This window comes from Prevotella sp. DNF00663 (genome assembly GCF_001553265.1).
Lineage (GTDB): Bacteria > Bacteroidota > Bacteroidia > Bacteroidales > Bacteroidaceae > Prevotella.
In genome coordinates this window covers 22,053-41,645 of record NZ_KQ960625.1, presented here as the reverse complement: position 1 = coordinate 41,645, position 19,593 = coordinate 22,053, and the positions used below count along the sequence as shown (strand labels likewise).

At 47.3% G+C, this 19,593-nt stretch carries 16 protein-coding genes; 4 read left to right on the top strand and 12 right to left on the bottom strand.

Going from position 1 to position 19,593, the window contains the following annotated elements; genetic code table 11:
- Positions 1-6 precede the first annotated feature (6 nt).
- Genes HMPREF3034_RS06895 through HMPREF3034_RS06885 form a run of 3 tightly spaced genes read left to right on the top strand, consistent with a single transcriptional unit; the run spans position 7 to position 4,246 of the window.
- The gene (locus HMPREF3034_RS06895) at positions 7-1,683 is read left to right on the top strand and encodes a tetratricopeptide repeat protein (RefSeq protein WP_062434301.1); all 1,677 of its coding nucleotides are present in this window, start codon (positions 7-9) and stop codon (positions 1,681-1,683) included.
- Complete coding sequence (locus HMPREF3034_RS06890) at positions 1,684-2,667, top strand: DUF4369 domain-containing protein (protein ID WP_036900496.1); 984 nt, start codon at positions 1,684-1,686, stop codon at positions 2,665-2,667.
- Between the two features lie 31 nt (positions 2,668-2,698).
- Positions 2,699-4,246, top strand: a complete 1,548-nt coding sequence (locus HMPREF3034_RS06885) for a YifB family Mg chelatase-like AAA ATPase (RefSeq protein ID WP_062434300.1) — start codon at positions 2,699-2,701, stop codon at positions 4,244-4,246.
- Positions 4,247-4,467: 221 nt separating this feature from the next.
- Here HMPREF3034_RS06885 and HMPREF3034_RS06880 read toward each other — a convergent pair whose 3' ends face one another.
- The 6 genes from HMPREF3034_RS06880 to topA are packed head-to-tail and all read right to left on the bottom strand — an operon-like array spanning position 4,468 to position 11,101.
- On the bottom strand, positions 4,468-4,950 hold the full coding sequence (locus HMPREF3034_RS06880; RefSeq protein ID WP_036898292.1) for a hypothetical protein: 483 nt from the start codon (positions 4,948-4,950) through the stop codon (positions 4,468-4,470).
- A complete protein-coding gene (locus HMPREF3034_RS06875) occupies positions 4,940-5,452 on the bottom strand; it encodes an RNA polymerase sigma factor (RefSeq protein WP_062434299.1) in 513 nt (170 codons plus the stop codon). The genes HMPREF3034_RS06880 and HMPREF3034_RS06875 overlap by 11 nt, the downstream gene beginning before the upstream one ends.
- Positions 5,453-5,512: 60 nt before the next feature.
- Complete coding sequence (argB, locus tag HMPREF3034_RS06870) at positions 5,513-6,286, bottom strand: acetylglutamate kinase (RefSeq protein ID WP_062434298.1); 774 nt, start codon at positions 6,284-6,286, stop codon at positions 5,513-5,515.
- Positions 6,287-6,292: 6 nt separating this feature from the next.
- Complete coding sequence (gene speA, locus HMPREF3034_RS06865; protein ID WP_036898282.1) at positions 6,293-8,185, bottom strand: biosynthetic arginine decarboxylase; 1,893 nt, start codon at positions 8,183-8,185, stop codon at positions 6,293-6,295.
- A 58-nt stretch (positions 8,186-8,243) separates the two neighbouring features.
- The gene (locus HMPREF3034_RS06860; RefSeq protein ID WP_036898279.1) at positions 8,244-8,771 is read right to left on the bottom strand and encodes a shikimate kinase; all 528 of its coding nucleotides are present in this window, start codon (positions 8,769-8,771) and stop codon (positions 8,244-8,246) included.
- Positions 8,768-11,101 (bottom strand): type I DNA topoisomerase, encoded by a 2,334-nt coding sequence (gene topA / locus HMPREF3034_RS06855; protein WP_062434297.1) that lies wholly within the window; start codon positions 11,099-11,101, stop codon positions 8,768-8,770. Before topA ends, HMPREF3034_RS06860 begins: the two co-directional genes overlap by 4 nt.
- A 232-nt stretch (positions 11,102-11,333) precedes the next feature.
- Between topA and HMPREF3034_RS12625 the strand changes: the two genes are divergently transcribed.
- A complete protein-coding gene (locus HMPREF3034_RS12625) occupies positions 11,334-11,480 on the top strand; it encodes a hypothetical protein (protein ID WP_156431069.1) in 147 nt (48 codons plus the stop codon).
- A 43-nt stretch (positions 11,481-11,523) separates the two neighbouring features.
- On the opposite strand, the gene HMPREF3034_RS06850 is transcribed toward HMPREF3034_RS12625, so the two are convergent.
- From HMPREF3034_RS06850 to HMPREF3034_RS12995, 6 genes are all read right to left on the bottom strand, one after another.
- Positions 11,524-12,369, bottom strand: coding sequence for a CPBP family intramembrane glutamic endopeptidase (locus HMPREF3034_RS06850; RefSeq protein WP_036898273.1), 846 nt, complete (start codon positions 12,367-12,369; stop codon positions 11,524-11,526).
- Between the two features lie 2 nt (positions 12,370-12,371).
- A complete protein-coding gene (locus tag HMPREF3034_RS06845) occupies positions 12,372-13,307 on the bottom strand; it encodes a bifunctional riboflavin kinase/FAD synthetase (protein ID WP_062434294.1) in 936 nt (311 codons plus the stop codon).
- Positions 13,308-13,310: 3 nt separating this feature from the next.
- On the bottom strand, positions 13,311-15,851 hold the full coding sequence (locus tag HMPREF3034_RS06840) for a calcium-translocating P-type ATPase, PMCA-type (protein WP_062434291.1): 2,541 nt from the start codon (positions 15,849-15,851) through the stop codon (positions 13,311-13,313).
- Positions 15,852-16,032: 181 nt separating this feature from the next.
- The gene (locus tag HMPREF3034_RS06835; protein WP_036898264.1) at positions 16,033-16,584 is read right to left on the bottom strand and encodes a DUF3332 domain-containing protein; all 552 of its coding nucleotides are present in this window, start codon (positions 16,582-16,584) and stop codon (positions 16,033-16,035) included.
- Positions 16,585-16,675: 91 nt separating this feature from the next.
- The gene (locus HMPREF3034_RS13000; RefSeq protein ID WP_082721722.1) at positions 16,676-18,205 is read right to left on the bottom strand and encodes a DUF3943 domain-containing protein; all 1,530 of its coding nucleotides are present in this window, start codon (positions 18,203-18,205) and stop codon (positions 16,676-16,678) included.
- A gap of 6 nt (positions 18,206-18,211) precedes the next feature.
- Positions 18,212-19,195, bottom strand: coding sequence for a hypothetical protein (locus tag HMPREF3034_RS12995; RefSeq protein ID WP_156431068.1), 984 nt, complete (start codon positions 19,193-19,195; stop codon positions 18,212-18,214).
- Positions 19,196-19,593: the final 398 nt, after the last annotated feature.

The following is a 19,593-nucleotide window of genomic DNA, read 5'->3' as shown; positions in this document are numbered from 1 at the left end:
CGTAGTATGAATAAAAGTCTTATTCTTTCTTTATCTGCCGGCGTATTAGTTGCCCTTTCCTCTTGCTCGGGGAAGATGGGAGCGCTTTCAGCAGACCATTTCACAGTAGATCCTAACCCATTAGAGACAGTAGGCGGCGAAGTTCCTGCCACCATCAACGGTGTGTTTCCTGAGAAATATATGAAGAAAAAGGCTACCGTAACCGTTGTTCCTGAACTGCGTTATGGCGGTGGACAGGTGGTCAAAGGACAAGGTGCTACTTTCCAAGGCGAAGGTGTGATGGGTAACAACCAAAGCATTTCGTATCGCTTGGGCGGCCGTTACACCATGAAGACCAACTTCGATTATACGCCTGCCATGCAACAAAGCGAGTTGTATCTCACATTCAATGCACGCATAGGTAATAAGACGGTGAAAGTTCCGGCTGTGAAAATTGCTAACGGTGTCATCGCTACAAGCGAACTTTATCGCCAAACTTTGCTGAACGGAGGGGCTTGTATAGCTCCCGATTCTTTCCAGCGTGTGAACGTTATGAAGCAGGAAGCCAACGTAAGATTCCTTGTAAACCAAGCTAATCTGCGCCAAAGCGAACTGAAAAACAACAGCGTTCAGGAGTTTGTGAAACTGCTCAAGAAGATTAATGCCGACCGCGAACAACTCAATATTCAGAACGTAGAGGTTTCGGCATACGCTTCACCTGAAGGTGGATTCGACTTCAATGATAAGTTGGCCAACAAGCGTCAGACCGTAAGTGAGGGTTATGTCAAACAGCAACTCAAGAATACAAAGGTGGATGCACCCATCGATGCTCACTATACAGCACAAGACTGGGAAGGTTTCCAGCAATTGGTTCAGGCTTCCAATATACAAGATAAGGATGTCATCTTGCGCGTACTCTCCATGTATAAAGACCCACAGGAGCGCGAACAGCAGATTCGTAACATGAGCGAGGGATTCCGTGAACTGGCCAATGAAGTATTGCCCGAATTGCGTAGAAGCCGCCTAATCATCAACTACGAGACCATCGGACGCGACGACGAACAGATTAAAGCACAATATGCTGCCGACCCTGTCAAATTGAGTTTGGAAGAATTGCTCTACGCTGCTACCTTGGAGGAGAACCCAGCCAAGCAAGCTGCCATCTACAAGAAGACCACAGAACTTTACGATAAAGACTATCGTGCTTACAACAACCTAGGTGTCTTGGCTTTCAACGAAGGCAACAATGCAGCCGCTGCCGATTACTTCAAGCAGGCACAGCACGTGGATAGTAAAGCTCCGGAGGCTTTCGCCAACCAAGCACTATTAGCTTTACAACAAGGAAATGTGAAAGAGGCCGAAGCTAAACTAGCGGATGCAGTAAATGCCAACGGCTTCAACGAGGTGATGGGTAATCTGAATATTGCCAAAGGAAACTTTGCACAGGCTGCAGAAAACTTGAAGAACTCCGATAGTAACAGCGCTGCACTGGCTCAAATCTTAAACAAGGACTATGCAGCTGCAATCCTTACACTGAAGAATATCAAGCATCCTGATGCCATGACAAGTTATTTACATGCCATCATCAGCGCACGCATGAAGAATAAATATGCTTCTAACTCATATCTAAAAGAGGCATTGCAAAAGGATTCTTCGTTGTCTAAATATGCTGAGAAGGATCTTGAATTTGCCAAGGTCAGATAAATGAGAAGACTCATACAGTTTATACTGCTCACCCTTATTTTGGTTTCGTGTGGGACGAACGGCCGACATTTTAAGATTGACGGGCGTCTCATCAACCTGAATCAGGGTGAGTTTTACGTTTATAGTCCCGATGGTGGCCTCAATGGTATGGACACTATCAAAGTGGTAGGTGGCCGTTTCTCGTACGAGACTCCGCTCGAACGCGAAGCCACACTGATGATAGTATTCCCCAATTTCTCAGAACAACCGGTGTTCGCTGTACCGGGTAAGACTGTCGACATCAGTGGAGATGCGTCTCACCTGAAAGAGATGGAGATAACGGGAACCAAGGATAACGAACTTATGACGAAGTTCCGCAGGCAGATAGTGAACAACTCGCCACCCGAAATCAAGAAACATGCCGAACTGTTTGTAGCCGACCATACCGATTCACCAGTCGGAGCTTACTTAGTAAGCAAATACTTTCTGCTGACACCACAGCCCGATCATGCCACAGCTATACGTTTGTTGACGACATTGAGACAGGCGCAACCCAACAATGGATACGTGGCTCGACTGCTCCAGAAAGCACGTAGCATGCCCACGAAACTACCTAAATTTACGGCCGTAGACCTTAAAGGCAAACGTATCACTAGCCCTACACTAGCCAAAGCACCTATCGCCATCATCAACACATGGGCTACATGGAGTTACGAATCGATGGATGCCGTACGCCGACTCAAGCAATATCATGAGGATTTGGGCAACAAACTGGCCATCATCAGCATATGCTTGGATGCCGATTCCAAACTCTGTAAGGACAATGTGGAGCGCGAAGAATGGGGATGGAGTGTAGTTTGCGACGGCAAGATGTTCGATAGTAACCTCATCAAACAACTAGGCCTGTTCAATGTTCCCGACAATATCGTCATGAAACGTGGGCGCATCGTTGGGCGCGGAATGAATCCCGAACAACTTCGTAGTGAACTGGAGAAGATGAAATAACGACATCGTCGTACCTTAATACCAAGAAGACATGCTAGTAAAGACTTATTGTGCGGCCGTCAATGGTCTCGACGTGACGACCGTTACCATCGAGGTTAGCTTGACACCGGGAATACTCTACCATCTTACCGGACTTGGAGACGAGGCCGTAAGAGAGGGACGCGACCGCATAGCTGCAGCCCTGCAATACAATGGTTATCAGTTCCCGAAAGCCGACATCACGGTGAATATGGCACCGGCCGACCTTCGTAAAGAGGGTAGCAGCTTCGATTTACCATTGGCAATTGCCCTTTTGGCTGCCAATGGAAACATTCCCGACGAACGTTTAGGACGCTATATGATGGTGGGCGAATTGAGTCTCGACGGGCATCTACAGCCCATCAAAGGTGCCTTACCCATTGCCATCAAAGCACGCAACGAGCACTTTGACGGTCTCATCGTGCCCCAACAGAACGTGAGGGAGGCCGCCGTGGTGAACAACCTTAATGTCTATGGCATGGAATCTCTGCTCGATGTGGTGAAATTCATAGCCGGAACAGATAGCTATTCACCCACCGTCATTGATACACGACGTGAGTTTTACGAACAGCAATATAAGTTTGACCTCGACTTTGCCGATGTTCGGGGACAGGAAAACGTGAAACGTGCGCTCGAAGTTGCGGCCGCAGGTGGACACAATCTCATTATGATTGGACCACCGGGAAGTGGCAAATCGATGATGGCCAAGCGGTTACCGTCTATTCTTCCGCCCCTTTCGTTGGCCGAAAGTCTTGAAACTACGCAGATACACAGTGTGGCTGGGCGACTGGGAAAGAATGATTCGCTCATCTCACAACGCCCTTTCCGCGCCCCTCACCACACCATTTCGGAGGTTGCCCTCGTTGGTGGAGGAGCCAATCCCATGCCCGGCGAGATTAGTTTGGCTCACAATGGCGTGCTCTTTTGCGACGAATTACCGGAATTCAACAAGCATACTTTGGAGGTATTGCGGCAACCATTAGAAGACAGAAAGATAACCATTAGCCGTGCCAAATATAATGTTGAATATCCATGTTCATTTATGTTCGTGGCCAGTATGAACCCTTGTCCGTGCGGATATTACGGCGATCCCACACACAACTGCGTATGCCTGCCCGGTCAGATAGTGCGTTATATGAACAAAATCAGTGGTCCTTTACTCGACCGCATAGACATTCAGGTAGAAATAACACCCGTTCCATTCAAGGATTTAAGTAAGGTTCAGCCCGGCGAACCAAGCAGTGCCATCCGCGAGAGAGTCATCAAAGCACGCGAAACACAGACGGCTCGCTTCCGCGGACAGGCTCACGTGCATTGTAACGCACAGATGACCGAACGCATGATACATCAATTTGCCGAGCCGGACAGTGCCGGCTTAGACATGCTTCGCACCGCTATGGAGCGATTAAGTTTGAGTGCTCGCGCCTATAGTCGCATCTTGAAAGTGGCTAGAACCATTGCCGACTTGGCTGGAAGCAACCAAGTAACCGCCCAACATATTGCCGAAGCTGTGAGTTATCGCAATCTTGACCGTGGAGATTGGGCTGAAAGGCAAGGATAGACAAGTGTAATGAAGGAAGTTATAGAGTTAATCGAAGTTATACCAAATACTCTATATCTCTTTATAAAAAGGTTATCATTGTACACAAAATAAAAGGGCTGCATCTCTTGGTACAGCCCTTTACTACGTTAGTATGTTATGAAAAATTTGAGAGAATAGAAGCTTCACAGCTTCATTGTTGTTTTACTAAACATGATTTATAGAGAAAGCATAGAAATAATCTATTTGAGTATAACCGTACCGGGAACCTGAACTGCATCTATACTAGAATGCTGAACAGAGTCGATAACGGCTGAATCGGTCAGCGCTACAGAAGCCCCTTCGTGGGTCTTCTCCATCATTGTACCCGCATAACCATCATTTTTATCATCAAAAGTGGCTTGAGCGGCATTGCCAAGTGTCAAGATAATGGCCACCACAGCAGCTGCCTTAAACAGCGGACGCAAGCGATAAGCCATAGAGACGGTGCGTGCCTTCACAGGCGCAACCTCTTCTATCATAGACAATATCTTAGCATCAAAGTCGCTACCCAACACATCCTCACGTACCTCCTGTTGCTCATAAGCGAACAACGACTTGTACTTGAGCAGGCTGGCAGGAATATCTTCCTGACTAAAGAATGCCTTCAGAATCTCCTCTTCTTCGAGAGTTGTCTGCGCATCCCAATAGCGTGCCAACAGCTGATCGATGTATTTATAATCCATAATTGTCGATTTCTTGAAATTTAACTTTGATAGCCTGACGTGCTCGGTAAATATTTACCTTCACTTGTTCTTCGGTTATACCAAGCACGGAGGCTATGTCCTTGTAGGGCTTTCCCTCAAAATCGCGCAGTTGCATACAACTTCGCTGCTTTTCGGGCAACTCATCCACGAGCTTCTTGACTACATCCAACCTATCGTTTCGTAGCATTTGCTCGTACGGATCAAGAGATTGATCGGGGCTATCGGTATCATGTTCGTCAAGCGAATCATTCTGATTACCGTGGCGTTTGATGCTGTCGAGTGCTAAATTTCGACATATTGTAAAGCAGAAAGCCTCAATGGAGTCTATTTCCTGCCATGTTTCGCGCCTATCCCACACCTTAATCATCGTCTCCTGTACAATGTCTTCGGACTCGGCGCTGTCTAGCGTAATGCGGAGAGCGAGCCGATAGAGCTGATTCTTCAGCGGCAGTACATCGTTTCGGAAGCTGATAATTTTCATCTCTCTAATTGAATGACGAATGGAATAAAGTAAAGTTACAGTATAAACAAAAATTAACTTTCATCGAATAACGGTACCTTGCAGACCGTCAATAGCCGTGGCTTGTGTGATGATAACACTCGAAACACCGGCTTCTATAGCTACCAAAGCATTCTCCAACTTAGGAATCATACCCCCGGCAACAATGCCATCGGCCACATAACGTATAAAGTCTTGACGTGTAATCACGGGGATTACACTGTCGTCATCGTCGGGATTGCTCAACACTCCTTTCTTTTCAAAGCAGTACATGAGCGTCACATCGTATTTTACAGCCAATGCTTTAGCCGTCTCACCGGCTATAGTATCGGCGTTGGTGTTGAGGATATTGCCCTCACCATCGTGTGTCAAAGGAGCCATAACAGGCGTCAGACCGGCCTCAATGAGTGTAGATAGTCCATTGGCATTCACTTGGTCTACATCTCCTACAAACCCATAATCCACGCCATTCTGTATCGGTCGACGGTGCGAACGAATGGCATTGAAATCAGCACCCGTTAGTCCGAGGGCATTGACACCTATAGCTTGTAAGCGAGCTACGATAGTCTTATTCACCAATCCACCGTAGACCATCGTCACCACTTCCAGCATCTCGCGGTCGGTAATGCGTCTACCATTCACCATCTTACTCTCGATACCGAGGGCAGCAGCCACCTTCGTAGCCCTACGACCACCGCCATGAACCAACACTTTACGTCCTTTTATGGCCGAGAAATCTTGTAGAAGACGAGCCAACTGCGCCTCATCTTCTACCACAGCACCCCCAACTTTAACGATAGTAAGCTTTTCCTTCATTGCGATTTACTCCAAATAAGTGTATCCGTATAGGCCCGAACGGTAATTACTCAGGAACTCTTTGCCCTCTTCCAAAGAGATTTTACCCTGCTTAACGCTCTTCGTCACCCAAATTTCGAGTTGTCTGACGAGTTTCTTAGGGTTGTATTGAACGTAGTCGAGCACTTCTTCCACCGTCTCACCATCGATGATTTGGTCGATATGATAACCTCCATCCTTCACCGAAATGTGCACAGCGTTGGTATCACCAAACAGGTTGTGCATATCGCCGAGTATCTCTTGATAAGCTCCAACGAGGAAAACACCTAGGTAGTAAGGTTCGTTACACTTCAAAGGATGAACAGGCAACACGTGACTGACACGTCCGTCGTTCACGAAATTAGCTATCTTGCCATCGCTATCACACGTAATATCCTGCAAAGTAGCGTTGCGTGCGGGTCGCTCATCAAGTCTTTGGATAGGCATAATGGGGAACAATTGGTCAATAGCCCAGCTATCCGGCAAGCTTTGGAACAACGAGAAGTTACAAAAATATTTATCAGCCAAGAGTTTATCAAGTCCTTTCAATTCCTCCGGCACATGTTTCATTGTCCTACAAAGCGAGTTGATTTCGTGGCAAACACTCCAATACATGCTCTCAATCTCGGCACGTGTCTTCAAATCAACAATACCATGAGAGAAGAGTTCTAACGACTCATCGCGTATCTGTTCGGCATCGTGCCAGTCTTCCAACATTGAGCGTGGATTCAGGTTATCCCATATTTCGTAGAGGTCTTTCACCAGTTGATGTTCCGTTTCTTTCGGTTCAAACTCTTCAGGCATCTCCGGTAGGCTTGCAGTCTCAAGCACATCGATTACCAATACGGAGTGATGAGCTGTGAGCGAACGTCCACTTTCAGTGATAATATTGGGATGTGGAATAGCATTTTTATCGGCCGCATCCACGAAAGTATACACACAGTCGTTCACATATTCCTGTATCGAGTAGTTCACAGAGCTCTCACTGCTCGACGAACGCGTACCATCATAGTCGACACCCAGACCACCACCGCAATCCACGAAGTCTACTTCATACCCCATCTTGTGCAGGTTGATATAGAATTGTGCTGCCTCTCGCAGGGCTGTTTGGATACGACGAATCTTTGTTATTTGGCTTCCTATGTGGAAATGGATAAGGTGCAAGCAGTCCTTGAGTCCCTTCTCTTCGAGCATTTCCAATGCTTTCAACAACTCAGACGAATTCAATCCGAACTTGGAAGCGTCTCCACCACTTTCTTCCCATTTACCACTGCCACTCGAAGCGAGCTTGATTCTGATACCCAAATTAGGTCTTACTTTCAGTTTCTTGGCTGCTTGAGCAATGATTTCAAGCTCGTTCAACTTCTCTACAACGATGAAAATACGCTTTCCCATCTTTTGTGCGAGCAGCGCCAACTCTATATAGCTCTGGTCTTTATAACCATTGCAGATAATCAACGAGTCGCTTTGGCATTGCACGGCAATCACAGCATGAAGCTCAGGCTTTGAGCCGGCCTCCAAACCTAGATTGAATTTACGGCCGTGTGAGATGATTTCCTCTACCACCGGCTGCATTTGATTCACCTTGATGGGATAAATAATGAAGTTCTCGGCCTTGTAGTCGTATTCCTTTTTCGCCTTACTGAAGCACGAAGCTGTCTTCTCAATACGACTATCAAGGATGTCGGGGAAGCGTAACAACACCGGTGGCGTCACGTCGCGCAGGGACAATTCGTCCATCACATCGCGCAAGTCTATCTGCGTATTGTCTTTGCACGGGGTGACATAGACGTCACCTTTAGGATTAATGCCGAAATAAGAGGTTCCCCATCCATTGATGTTGTAGAGTTCCTTGGAGTCTTCAACAGTCCATTTTTTCATTGAAGTATCTTGTTTTGGAAGTTAGCTGAATAAATAATAATATGTGAATCGAGGCAGCTTATACCTGTACGAGTTCCCTCACTCTCTTCACTGAAATCTTGATTTTCTCGAAGTTATCGAGCAAATTCACGTCTAGTGTATGCTTGGCTTGGGCGTAGAAAGGTTCCCGATAGGCCAATTGTTCATGAATGAAAGCCTCCACTTCTTCGGGAGTCTTGTTGAGTAGAAGGGGGCGAACCGACCGTCCCATCTTCAAATGTCCATACAATACCTCAGGCGTGGCCTTGAGATAGACCGTCTCTCCCTGTCGATTCATGTAGTCGATATTATCATAGAAGCAGGGCGTACCGCCACCACAACTGATGACAACATCCTCAAACTCGGCTATCTCATGCAACATGTTGCGCTCAATTCGGCGAAATCCGTCTTCTCCTTGTTCGTCGAATATCTGCTTCACCGTCTTGTGCATCCGGCTCTCTATATACCAATCGAGGTCATAGAAAGGTAATCCCAACTCTTGAGCCAGTGCCTTTCCCACCGTCGTTTTGCCGGCACCCATGTATCCTATGATAATGATTCGCTTCACTTCTTGCGACGTGTTTTAGCTTTCGGAGCCGGAGCTGTATTCACAATCTCCATACATTGCTCATAAGTAAGATCGGTAGCCTTCTCATGGAGTGCTTTAGGCATGCGATAGTTGTTGCCATCGTATGCTATATAAGGGCCGTAACGACCATTAAGCACCTCCAATTTAGCATCCTCATCAAACTGCTTCAAGTGGCGTTTCTCTTCTTGTTCCACCTTCGCTTGAATTAGTTTCACCGCCGTATCAAGCGTCACTGTCATGGGGTCTTCACCCTTGGGCAGCGACACATACTTCTTGTTATGCATGATGTAAGGACCAAAACGTCCCGAACCTATGACTACATCGGTACCCTCATATAGCCCCACCGTGCGGGGTAATTTGAACAGTTCCAATGCCTCTTCAAGCGTTATCGTTTCCATACTCTTATCAGCCGGCAACTGCGAGAAACGTGGTTTCTCTGCATCATCGGCCGTACCTATCTGTACCATCGGACCAAATCGACCGATTTTCACAAACACCGGCTTACCCGATTTCGGGTCGGTTCCCAGCTCACGCTCGCCCGCTTTATGCTCCGAACGTGCATTCATCACTTTCTCTACTGTCGGTTCAAACTTCTTATCGAAATCTCTCATCATGTCGTGCCAACCTTCCTTGCCATCGGCTATTTGGTCGAACTGCTGCTCCACACGTGCTGTGAAGTTGTAATCCATGATGTCGGGGAAACTCTGCATCAAGAAGTCATTCACCACAATGCCGGTATCTGTAGGCAGCAACTTACCTTTCTCGCTACCCACCATTTCTTTCTTGACGCGACTGGCAACCTTGATTCCCTTCAACACATCAATGGTATAAGAGCGCTCTTCCCCCTTTCTATCGCCCTTCTGTACATATTCACGTTGCTGAATAGTACTGATGGTGGGAGCGTAAGTAGACGGGCGCCCAATGCCCAACTCTTCGAGTTTATGCACCAAGCTAGCCTCCGTATAGCGAATAGGTCCTTGACTGAAACGTTCGGTAGAGCTGATTTCACGACGCTGCAACACGTCACCTTCCTTCATGGCAGGCAACATATTGGTCGACTCTTCCGATGCGTTATCTTCGTCGTCTACCGACTCGCGGTACACTTTCAAGAATCCGTCGAAAGCTATAACCTCTCCGGTAGCCACAAATTTCTCGCTAGCTCCCGATATATTAACGGTTACTGTGGTCTTCTCTATCTGCGCATCAGCCATCTGACTAGCTGCCGTACGCTTCCAAATCAGGTCGTAGAGACGCTTCTCCTGCAACGTTCCGTCAATCTCGGTTGTTGCCATAAAAGTCGGACGAATGGCTTCGTGAGCCTCTTGCGCACCTTTGGCGTGCGTATGATAGTTACGTGATTTGCTGTATTCTTTGCCGTAACGGCCGATGATTTCATCCTTACTGGTATTGATAGCCAGCGACGACAGGTTCACAGAGTCGGTACGCATATAAGTGATACGTCCACCCTCGTATAGTCGTTGAGCCACCATCATGGTCTGGCTCACCGTGAAACCGAGTTTACGGGCAGCCTCCTGTTGCAATGTAGAGGTTGTGAATGGGGGAGCAGGAGTGCGCTTCAACGGTTTTTTGGCAATGCTGGAAACCGTAAATTCAGCATCCTTACACTTATCCAAGAAAGCCAATGCTTCCTCGTGAGTTTTGAAACGAGTATCGAGTTCGGTCTTCACTTCCGAGGCCGAACCATCACTATGCACGATACCAAAGATGGCATTCACACGGTAGTAAGGCTCTGATTGGAAAGCTTGTATCTCGCGTTCGCGCTCAACAATGAGTCTCACGGCAACACTTTGTACACGACCGGCACTCAAAGCCGGCTTCACCTTGCGCCACAACACGGGCGAAAGTCTGAATCCTACCAATCTGTCAAGTACTCGACGAGCCTGCTGTGCGTTCACCAAAGACATATTCAGACGACGCGGATGCTCAATAGCTGCCAAGATAGCAGGTTTCGTTATCTCGTGGAAAACAATACGACTGGTTTTCTCTTCGTCCAATCCCAACACCTCGCACAGGTGCCATGAGATGGCTTCTCCCTCACGATCCTCATCGGAAGCAAGCCATATCTTACTTGCTTTCTTTGCCGACGCCTTCAGTTCGGCAACCAGTTTCTTCTTCTCTTCGGGAATTTCGTAGTCGGGTTCTAGCGTCTTTGTATCAATACTAAGCTCTTTCTTCTTCAAATCACGGATGTGTCCGTAAGAAGACATTACCTTAAAATCCTTACCTAAAAACTTCTCTATCGTCTTTGCCTTAGCCGGACTCTCAACGATAACTAGATTATCTTGCATAGTTACGAATGTACGTTATTAAGGCGCAAAAGTAAATAAACTTTTTGCTTACACCTTATATATATAGTGTTTTTTTATTTTCTTAACTATCAAGTCTGTAGGAATTCTCTGTTATTCAATGCTATTCAGCTTATCACTAATACAAAAATCATAACGGCATATCACTCTAATTATCCCCATAGTCTGCCATCATCATTTTACGACAATCTCCATCTCACATTCCAATTAAAAAATGAATACCTTTCAAGACTCATCAACTCTCTTTACTGCTACGGCTCAACAACGATACTGTCTAGCCCAAACAGCAATGCTGCCAAGCCTTGACAACAAGATTGTCAAGGCTTGGCAGCAAATCAAAATCTATTTCTTGAAAATGTAAAAGCAGGCTTTATTGCCTTCAAAATATGTTTATCCGAAGTTCCTTATCCCTTCTTCTGACTTTTCAAAGGCAATCGCATGTTCAGTTGGAACAGTGCCGGAAGCAGGATACAGAGCGAGAATGCCACCCACAGATACACGCGCATTTGACTGCCACCGGCCAAATCGATGAGCTTGGCATCCTCCATTCCGGGCATCAGATTGGTCACTACATAAGCAATTGTATTGTTCACCCAATGCAAAACGACACCGGGAACGATGCTATCGGTACGGTAGTACATCCATCCCAACAACAATCCGAGTAGCACGGCATGCACGAATTGTGGTAGATTACCATGTACACAACCAAAGAGTATCGCTGAGATAAGGATGGCAACCCAATGCCATTTTTCCCCCATCACTTCGAGCAAACGACGCAAGATGGCTCCACGGAACACCACTTCTTCCACAAACGGAGCCAAGATTCCGATAACTACATAGCCTAGTGGCTCGCTCATGATGCCTATAAACATCTTCTCTAAATAGTCGGGCATGTCCATCTCAAGCATCTCTTGCATCCATATAGAGGGTATCAAAGTGCCCACCGTTGCCACCGCAATCCACACCAACGTGAGCCAAGGGCGCATCGCTATGTAGCTACGAGAGTAAGGAGTCCACTTCCGCCAAAAGAAGATGGCAATGGTCAACAGGCTGCTTATCACCGTTGACACGATGACATTCATCGGACTAGGCAGCCAACCGTTCCTCAAGGTCGCTATTACCTCAGAAGCATTCTTGCCCGAAGCGCTCAGGTCTATCGCCTCCGTAGCAAACTGTACCAGTATTTGTAGCAAGATGAACACGATGAGATACCATGCCACATCCCATATGATCTTGATTGTCTTATTCATATTCACATTCTTAATATTTCTCTTATTTCTATCTCGTCTTGGCGTAGTCGATCTACCAACTGGCGTATATTATCGTATCTTTCTTCGCTACGTGTGCGTTTGACGAACTCCACTTCCACCTCACGGCCATAAATATCGCCTTCAAAGTGAAAGATGTTCACTTCTTGTGTACACTCCGTTCCATTATAAGTGGGGCGTGTTCCAATGCTCATCATGCCACCATACGTCAGCGAATCGCCTTCTACACGCACCCGAACAGCATATACCCCCATGGCTGGAACAAGTTGATTGGTGTCTTGTACATCTATGTTGGCCGTAGGATAGCCCAACTTCCGTCCCTCTTGAAAGCCGTGAACCACTCGTCCACAGATATTGTAATGATAGCCCAAGCAGCGATTGGCCAACTCTATCTCGCCTTCTTGCAACAACGAACGAATGACCGACGAACTCACATTGACACCCTCTAGCACGAAAGCCTTGCTTCTAACAACATCCATTCCCAACTCCCGACCATAGCCTACATAGTCGTCGAAGCCCTCAGCACGGTTGTGTCCGAAGCGATTATCATACCCTGTCAACAAGCAATGCACATCCAATTGGTTGCGCAACAACTGTTCCATGAATTCCCGTGCAGTAAGTCCGGCCATTTCACGATCAAAATCCAGCACCACCACACAGTCCACACCGGTCTGCTCCAAGAGTTCTAATTTACGCTTATGCTGCGTCAGCAACTGGGGCACATAGTCGTCTTGCAACACAGCTCTAGGGTGTCTTGCAAACGTAATGACCATTGAAAGCATCCCACGACGGGCAGCCTCAGCCTTCAATTGGTCTATCAGAAACCGGTGTCCAAGGTGTACGCCATCGAAAAAACCAACGGTAGCCACACTCGGCAGCGATGGTTTCTCCGTATGACCTATGACTTCTATTTTGCTCATTTCCTATTTTTCTCTTAGTCTCAAGCCCCATCTCCACAGCTCACCAAACCACAGCACCATCGAAGTAGCACCTATAATCGTCAGCCATTCAGTAGTTGAGAGAGGCACGGTGCGGAACATCTTACCACCGAAAGTGACGATTCCCCACTGTCCGACGAGTATGATAAGCAGCACAAGACCTAATCCTTTGTCGGCCCACAGGCGTCTGAAAGCCGAATGATGCGACCTTAGACACTTGGCATTAAATAGGTTCCAGAACTGCAACATCACAAAAGTGGTGAAGAAGATAGTCAGTTCGTGGATGTCAACACCACCGATTCCATGTCCCCCAACAATGATAAGGTATATCAACATCACGATAAAGAACGCCACACCACAGAAGATGATACCGCGAGCCATGCCCTTTGAGATGATGAAATCGCTCTGCTTGCGAGGACTTTCAGTCATAACCTCACGCGAAGGAGGTAACGACGACAGCGCCATAGCGGCAAATGTATCCATAATCAGGTTCACCCAGAGTATCTGAGTAACGGTCAATGGCATCTCGGTACCAACCACCGAACCACCCAACACGAGCAACAAAGCCGCCAGATTCACCACCAACTGGAAGAAAAGGAAGCGCTGAATATTGCGATAAAGCGACCGTCCCCACATCACGGCATTGGCTATCGAGCCGAACGAATCGTCTAGAAGAGTCATATCGGAAGCCTCTTTGGCCACACTGGTACCGCTTCCTAGCGATAAGCCTACGTGTGCATAGTTCAGCGCGGGGGCATCGTTGGTACCGTCACCCGTCACTGCTACCACATGACCGCGGCGTTGTAACAGCTCCACGAGTCGCTGCTTATCGGTCGGTTTGGCTCTCGACATCACGCGTATCTGCTTTGCTCGATCGTAAGCCTCATCGTCTGAGAGAGCCGCCCACTCCGTTCCGGTGATGAAAGCTACTTGAGGTGTGAGCTCATCGCAGACTCCTATCTGTCGCCCTATCTCCGCTGCTGTAGCCGCAGTGTCGCCTGTTACGATTTTCACTTCGATACCGGCGTTGCCACAAGTGGACACTGCTGCGGGCACATCCTCGCGTATCGGGTCGGAGATAGCAGTGATTCCCTGCAGTCTACAACCTCTGGCAAAGGCCAAAGTACGCATGGCTTTGTGCTGATATTCGGCTAACTTTTGCGATATTTCAGCACGCTGTGCATCGGTCATATCACAATATTTCATGACTATCTCAGGTGCTCCCTTGATATATCTAGTACCATCGGCCACCGTAGTCGACATGTACTTCCGCTCCGTAGAGAACGGTTGACGCTCCACGAGCGGCCGTTCGCTACGCAATTTTGCGTAATCAAAGCCTTCTTTTCGTGCCCAATTGAGCAACGCAACTTCTGTAGGATTGCCAACACCTTCGTCTCCATTCAACTCGGCTGTGGTGTTAGCGGCTATCGCTTCGGCCATTTCCCGCTTGTCACCATCCACGATGACCATATCTCCTACGGTCATTCGGTTCTGCGTAAGGGTTCCCGTCTTGTCGGTACAAATGACGGTTACAGCCCCCATTGTCTCACAGGCATGCAGCTTACGCACCAAGTTGTTGCTCTTCAGCATACGTCTCATGTTCAAGGCCAACGACAAAGTGACGGCCATCGGTAACCCTTCGGGCACAGCCATCACAATGAGTGTAACAGCCATCATGAAGTATTTCAACACCGTTTCGGCCATAAGGATATAGTTGGTACTATGCCATACGGCCGGATTGGTGAGTATATCGTGTAGCAAAAAAGCCACAAATGCCAGTATAGACACTCCGGTTCCCACCTTGGAGACAAGCCTCGCCAACTTACCCAACTGTATATTCAGAGGGGTTTTAATATCTGTGGCCTCACTGGATTTGCGTGCTACCTTGCCTATCTCGGTCTCATCACCCACCGCACGTACCACAGCTAAGCCCTGACCACTCATCACCATCGTCGAACGCAGGATGATATTGACCGGATAGGTAGACTTATTCTGCTCCTTACTGGGGTCGGCATGCTTCGTCGTGATAGGTTCACCGGTCAACGACGACTCGTCTATTTGCAAATCTACCGACTCCATCAACTGCGCATCGGCAGGCACTTCGTCGCCCACTTCTATCAAGATGACATCGCCCACAACAACCTCTCGACGCGGAATCTCCATCACCCGACCGTCTCGACGCACCTTCACAGACTGCTCATCTGTCAATGCTGTGAGTACATTAAACTTCCGTGCGGCATCGCGCTCGAAATAGAAACCCACCGTCGTAGCCAAGAATATAGCCATAAAGATACCGATGGTCTCCACAAAATCGTGCTCTACAAATGCCAATATCAGCGAAATGGTAGCGGCTACCAGCAAAATTTGAATAATCGGGTCGCGATACTTCTCGGCATAAAGTTTCCAAAGCGAAGTGCGGGCAGGCGGTGTCAACACGTTCTCGCCATGCATCTTACGGCTTTCACTCACCTCAGAAGCACTGAGACCATGTTTATATTTCTCGGTCGCTGCGTTGTCTGTATTCATTCATCAATGTTTTCTGCAAAGTTAATTCAATTTATCCACGAATCCAAACACGCCACATATATTTAGATAAAAAGAAAAAGATAAGAGGTAAGAGAGTTGACTATCAAGTCAGTCTCTTACCTCTTACTCAGCACCTCTTGTTACTATCAACTCTCCGAAAAGAGGAATTACAGGGTGTTTTTTATCTCATAGCCCAGTAAGTGCCCATGCCTGTAGCCATCTTCAACTTATAAACACCAGCCTCATCTTGCGTCACGGTCACATCTTTACCGTTACCCAAATGAGCTTGGATAGTACCATCGTCGTTGAAAGTGAAAATATCTGTGGTCTTGCCATCCTGCTTTTGCGACCATGTCTTGGTCTCTTGATTGTACACAAAATAGAGTTTCTCACCGGTAGGTTTGGTAATCTCATAACCATCTTTCAACGTCTTCACAGCATAGTAACGACCATCCTGCCCCATCACTTCTTGTGTCTTACCTACATTTTGGGCTATCGGGTTACTTCCGGTCCAAAATTCCATGGTGTTGAGAACCAACGCATCAACGAGCGTACAAACTCCATAAGCCGGAGAGATAATCAAGAAGATAAGTTCGTTGAGGAACTTACTGTTCGTTGCACCTTTGTTCCAATGAGCCAACTTATTGAAGAGGCTGAACGAGCCCACACACGATGTACTTAAAAGGGTGGCTGCCATGAAGCCGGCAACGACACCGAGATGTTTCATTTTCATTACTTGAGTCTTTTAAAATTAATAATAGTTGGTAAAATTACAAATAATTCCAGTAAGTCAAACAGATTGACCTAGTTTAACATTTTGTCACTTACAGCACTAGCCCCATGCGCAATTCAAAAGTCTGGGCATGCACATTGGTATAATATTTATACCGCGTAGTACGCAAAAAGTAGCTTCCACTCAATTCCACTCCCATACCATTGCGCAACTTAAACACGAAAAGCGGATTCAGCACAAGCAGTTCCGCATTGCCCCGATCGCCTTGTGCGTTCAGATAGAGTGGATCTATACTGGCTAAGTCTTTACCCTCATATCCTTTCCAAGTATATATATGGTAGTAATCTACATTGAAAGCAAAGCGTCCCATACGTGGGAAATCCATCTGTGTATTGAGTTTTAGACTATATCCACTACCCATATTATAGTCGCGATCTATCATATTATAGTAGTCGCTTTTTGTTCCACCGAGCAGTATAGCGTCGAGGAATATACGCTGTTCGAGACGTTGTAGGTTGCCCACATGGGGAAAACGATAGATGACACCGGGGCCAAATGCAGCAGCTTCGCTAATGCGATAGGGAGTCAACGAGGTACCATTCTTCACCGGACTCGAATCATAATAATTGAAATGCTGAAAGATTCCGAACTGACTTTGGATACCATCGAAATTCTGGTTCTGCACTCCCCAAATGCGTCCGAGCAGATGAACACCATTGACCAATGGTTGATTACGCGACAAACCAAACGTAACATTGGCCATGAAATAGTCGTATGGCTTCATTGTCTCTTCCTTAAAAGGGTCGCCATACTCCAAGTAGAAGTTCACATAAGGATTACTCTCACCTCGAAACAGTCCACCATCATCGGCCAAATAGCGCAATCCGACAGTTGCTTTGAAGTCTACTGGGAACTGTTCATAATCATGATAGAGATAGTTTTCTTGGCGAATGCGCCACGCATCACCATTCATCAACCTCACCAAACCTTGCATCGGATTGACCACCGTGGCTCCAAATTCGCGTAAGAAGCGACGGAAGCCGTGTGCACGATCATTGAGAATGAGGGATGAAATACGATGCGTAATCTCGCCAATGGCTATTCCGCCGAACGTAGTAGCCATCAAATCGTTAATGGCCGGAGGCTCTTTCTCGCCACAAAACTCCCACATCAGGCTGCCACCCAGCGCATAAGGGGCACTCTGCCAAAACGAAAGGCCACGACTACGGGCACTATTGAAGTAGAGGTTACCATGATACGGATGGGCAAAAAGATTGGTAGAGAACTGATCGTTATCCCACACGAAGGCATGACGGAAATTGTTGCCGATGGTCTTAAACGTCACTTTGGCAAAGTCTTCGCCCATCACAAAGCGGTCGAAACAATGTACGAACACGTTGATACCAGCTGCCTGGACGGCCGCCTTCCACGGATGTGGATGCAAATAGTCGGGATCATCGGTACGAAACCGGTTATGCCATACCAACGAGTCGGTCGGAATAATTTGCCCATAGGGCGCTATATCGCGCTCATGTTGTATCACGACGGTATCCGAGAGATGTTGCGCCTGTCCTGACAACACTGCCATCCATACGAAAAGGATAAGGAAAAACTTCTTCATACTTGCTTATTTACGATTGTAACGAATGGAGATACCACCTTGAAACAAGAAGCGATGCCGATAGTCGCCGCCACTATAATAGCGGGTATCTCCATATCCCGTGCTGACGAAAGCACCCAATATTTCGTTCACTTGGTAGTCCATGTTCACGTGCACTTGCAGAGAATAGAGTCGTTTAGGCGTCTCCTGACTATGAGGTTTGAAGGTTTCCACATGGAAAAAGCCCACATCACCACTCACCGTCCAGCGTGGCCACAATCTGAAATACTGTCCGAGGCGATAGTAGATAGCTCCAGAAAACTCCTTATCAAGCCCCAAATAGTGGGTTCCGACACCAATCATATTATAGGTACTATGGTTGCGGAAGCGCATTGCACCATTGAACTTGGAGATAGTACCAGCAAAAACGAGGAAGTCGATGCATGTCTTCGGATTCACATTAACAAGTCCTATCTTGTGGGCAATGGTGTCGCGAGTGTAGTTGATGATACCCACTTGCCAGCCACGAGGATGACTTACCGCCACATTGAGCATTCCTATCTGCGATCCATTCAGGCTGTCGGCATAGTTATAGGGCGCAACCTGTAAACCACGCATATAACCCGAACACACATTGACGGCTCCGGCTATCTGCATACCCTCCTTGATTCCCATGGATATATTGGTAACTCCGGCTATCTGTGTACCCTGCATCGGAGTGGTACTCACATTGGTAAGTCCGGCTATCTGAAAGCCTTTCATGCGATGAGACACCGTCATTAGACCACCCACCGACAGCCCTCGCATCTCACCGGACACAACAGAGGAGAATACCCCCACTTGAACACCATGCAAAGTATCTACTTTGCTGAGTAGTCCCAAATTAAGATGCCCCACCAAGCGACCGTCAGTGGCATGACGGTTAATACCGAAACCGATATTCGGAAAATGCTTCTGTGCTGGCGACAGTGTTGCAACACACAGGAATAAAGATAGTATGATTATCCTCACACAGTTACAATTCAAATGCTTGAATAAAGAAATGACATGCATATTGATCCAATACTAATTCAATACAAAGGTACAAAAAATCACGCATATCAAGTATTTCTCACTGCTAGCTCTTTACTCTCTATACGCTGCAGAGGCAGGGCAGCAGTGCTGCAAAGTCCGAACAGCAGTGCTGAAGAGCCGAGGCAGCGATGCTGAAGAGGCGGTGCAACAGCCCAACCTCAGTCCTTTACAGCCCCACCCCGCCCCTCCCCAAAAGGGAAGGGAGATGGCTTCGAGTTGATAAGTTCTTTAGTTGTGGGACAGAAAAGGTCTATTTCTTACTCCCTCTCCTTTTGGAGAACCAACGGTCATCGACCGAGTAGTTGCAGTCGGCTCAGCCGGTGCGACAGTAAATG

Coding starts and splice junctions, on each gene's coding strand:
- HMPREF3034_RS06895 (WP_062434301.1), top strand. CDS start 7: ATGAATAAAAGTCTTATTCTTTCTTTATCTGCCGGCGTATTAGTTGCC.
- HMPREF3034_RS06890 (WP_036900496.1), top strand. CDS start 1,684: ATGAGAAGACTCATACAGTTTATACTGCTCACCCTTATTTTGGTTTCG.
- HMPREF3034_RS06885 (WP_062434300.1), top strand. CDS start 2,699: ATGCTAGTAAAGACTTATTGTGCGGCCGTCAATGGTCTCGACGTGACG.
- HMPREF3034_RS06880 (WP_036898292.1), bottom strand. CDS start 4,950: ATGGATTATAAATACATCGATCAGCTGTTGGCACGCTATTGGGATGCG.
- HMPREF3034_RS06875 (WP_062434299.1), bottom strand. CDS start 5,452: ATGAAAATTATCAGCTTCCGAAACGATGTACTGCCGCTGAAGAATCAG.
- argB (WP_062434298.1), bottom strand. CDS start 6,286: ATGAAGGAAAAGCTTACTATCGTTAAAGTTGGGGGTGCTGTGGTAGAA.
- speA (WP_036898282.1), bottom strand. CDS start 8,185: ATGAAAAAATGGACTGTTGAAGACTCCAAGGAACTCTACAACATCAAT.
- topA (WP_062434297.1), bottom strand. CDS start 11,101: ATGCAAGATAATCTAGTTATCGTTGAGAGTCCGGCTAAGGCAAAGACG.
- HMPREF3034_RS12625 (WP_156431069.1), top strand. CDS start 11,334: ATGAATACCTTTCAAGACTCATCAACTCTCTTTACTGCTACGGCTCAA.
- HMPREF3034_RS06850 (WP_036898273.1), bottom strand. CDS start 12,369: ATGAATAAGACAATCAAGATCATATGGGATGTGGCATGGTATCTCATC.
- HMPREF3034_RS06845 (WP_062434294.1), bottom strand. CDS start 13,307: ATGAGCAAAATAGAAGTCATAGGTCATACGGAGAAACCATCGCTGCCG.
- HMPREF3034_RS06840 (WP_062434291.1), bottom strand. CDS start 15,851: ATGAATACAGACAACGCAGCGACCGAGAAATATAAACATGGTCTCAGT.
- HMPREF3034_RS06835 (WP_036898264.1), bottom strand. CDS start 16,584: ATGAAAATGAAACATCTCGGTGTCGTTGCCGGCTTCATGGCAGCCACC.
- HMPREF3034_RS13000 (WP_082721722.1), bottom strand. CDS start 18,205: ATGAAGAAGTTTTTCCTTATCCTTTTCGTATGGATGGCAGTGTTGTCA.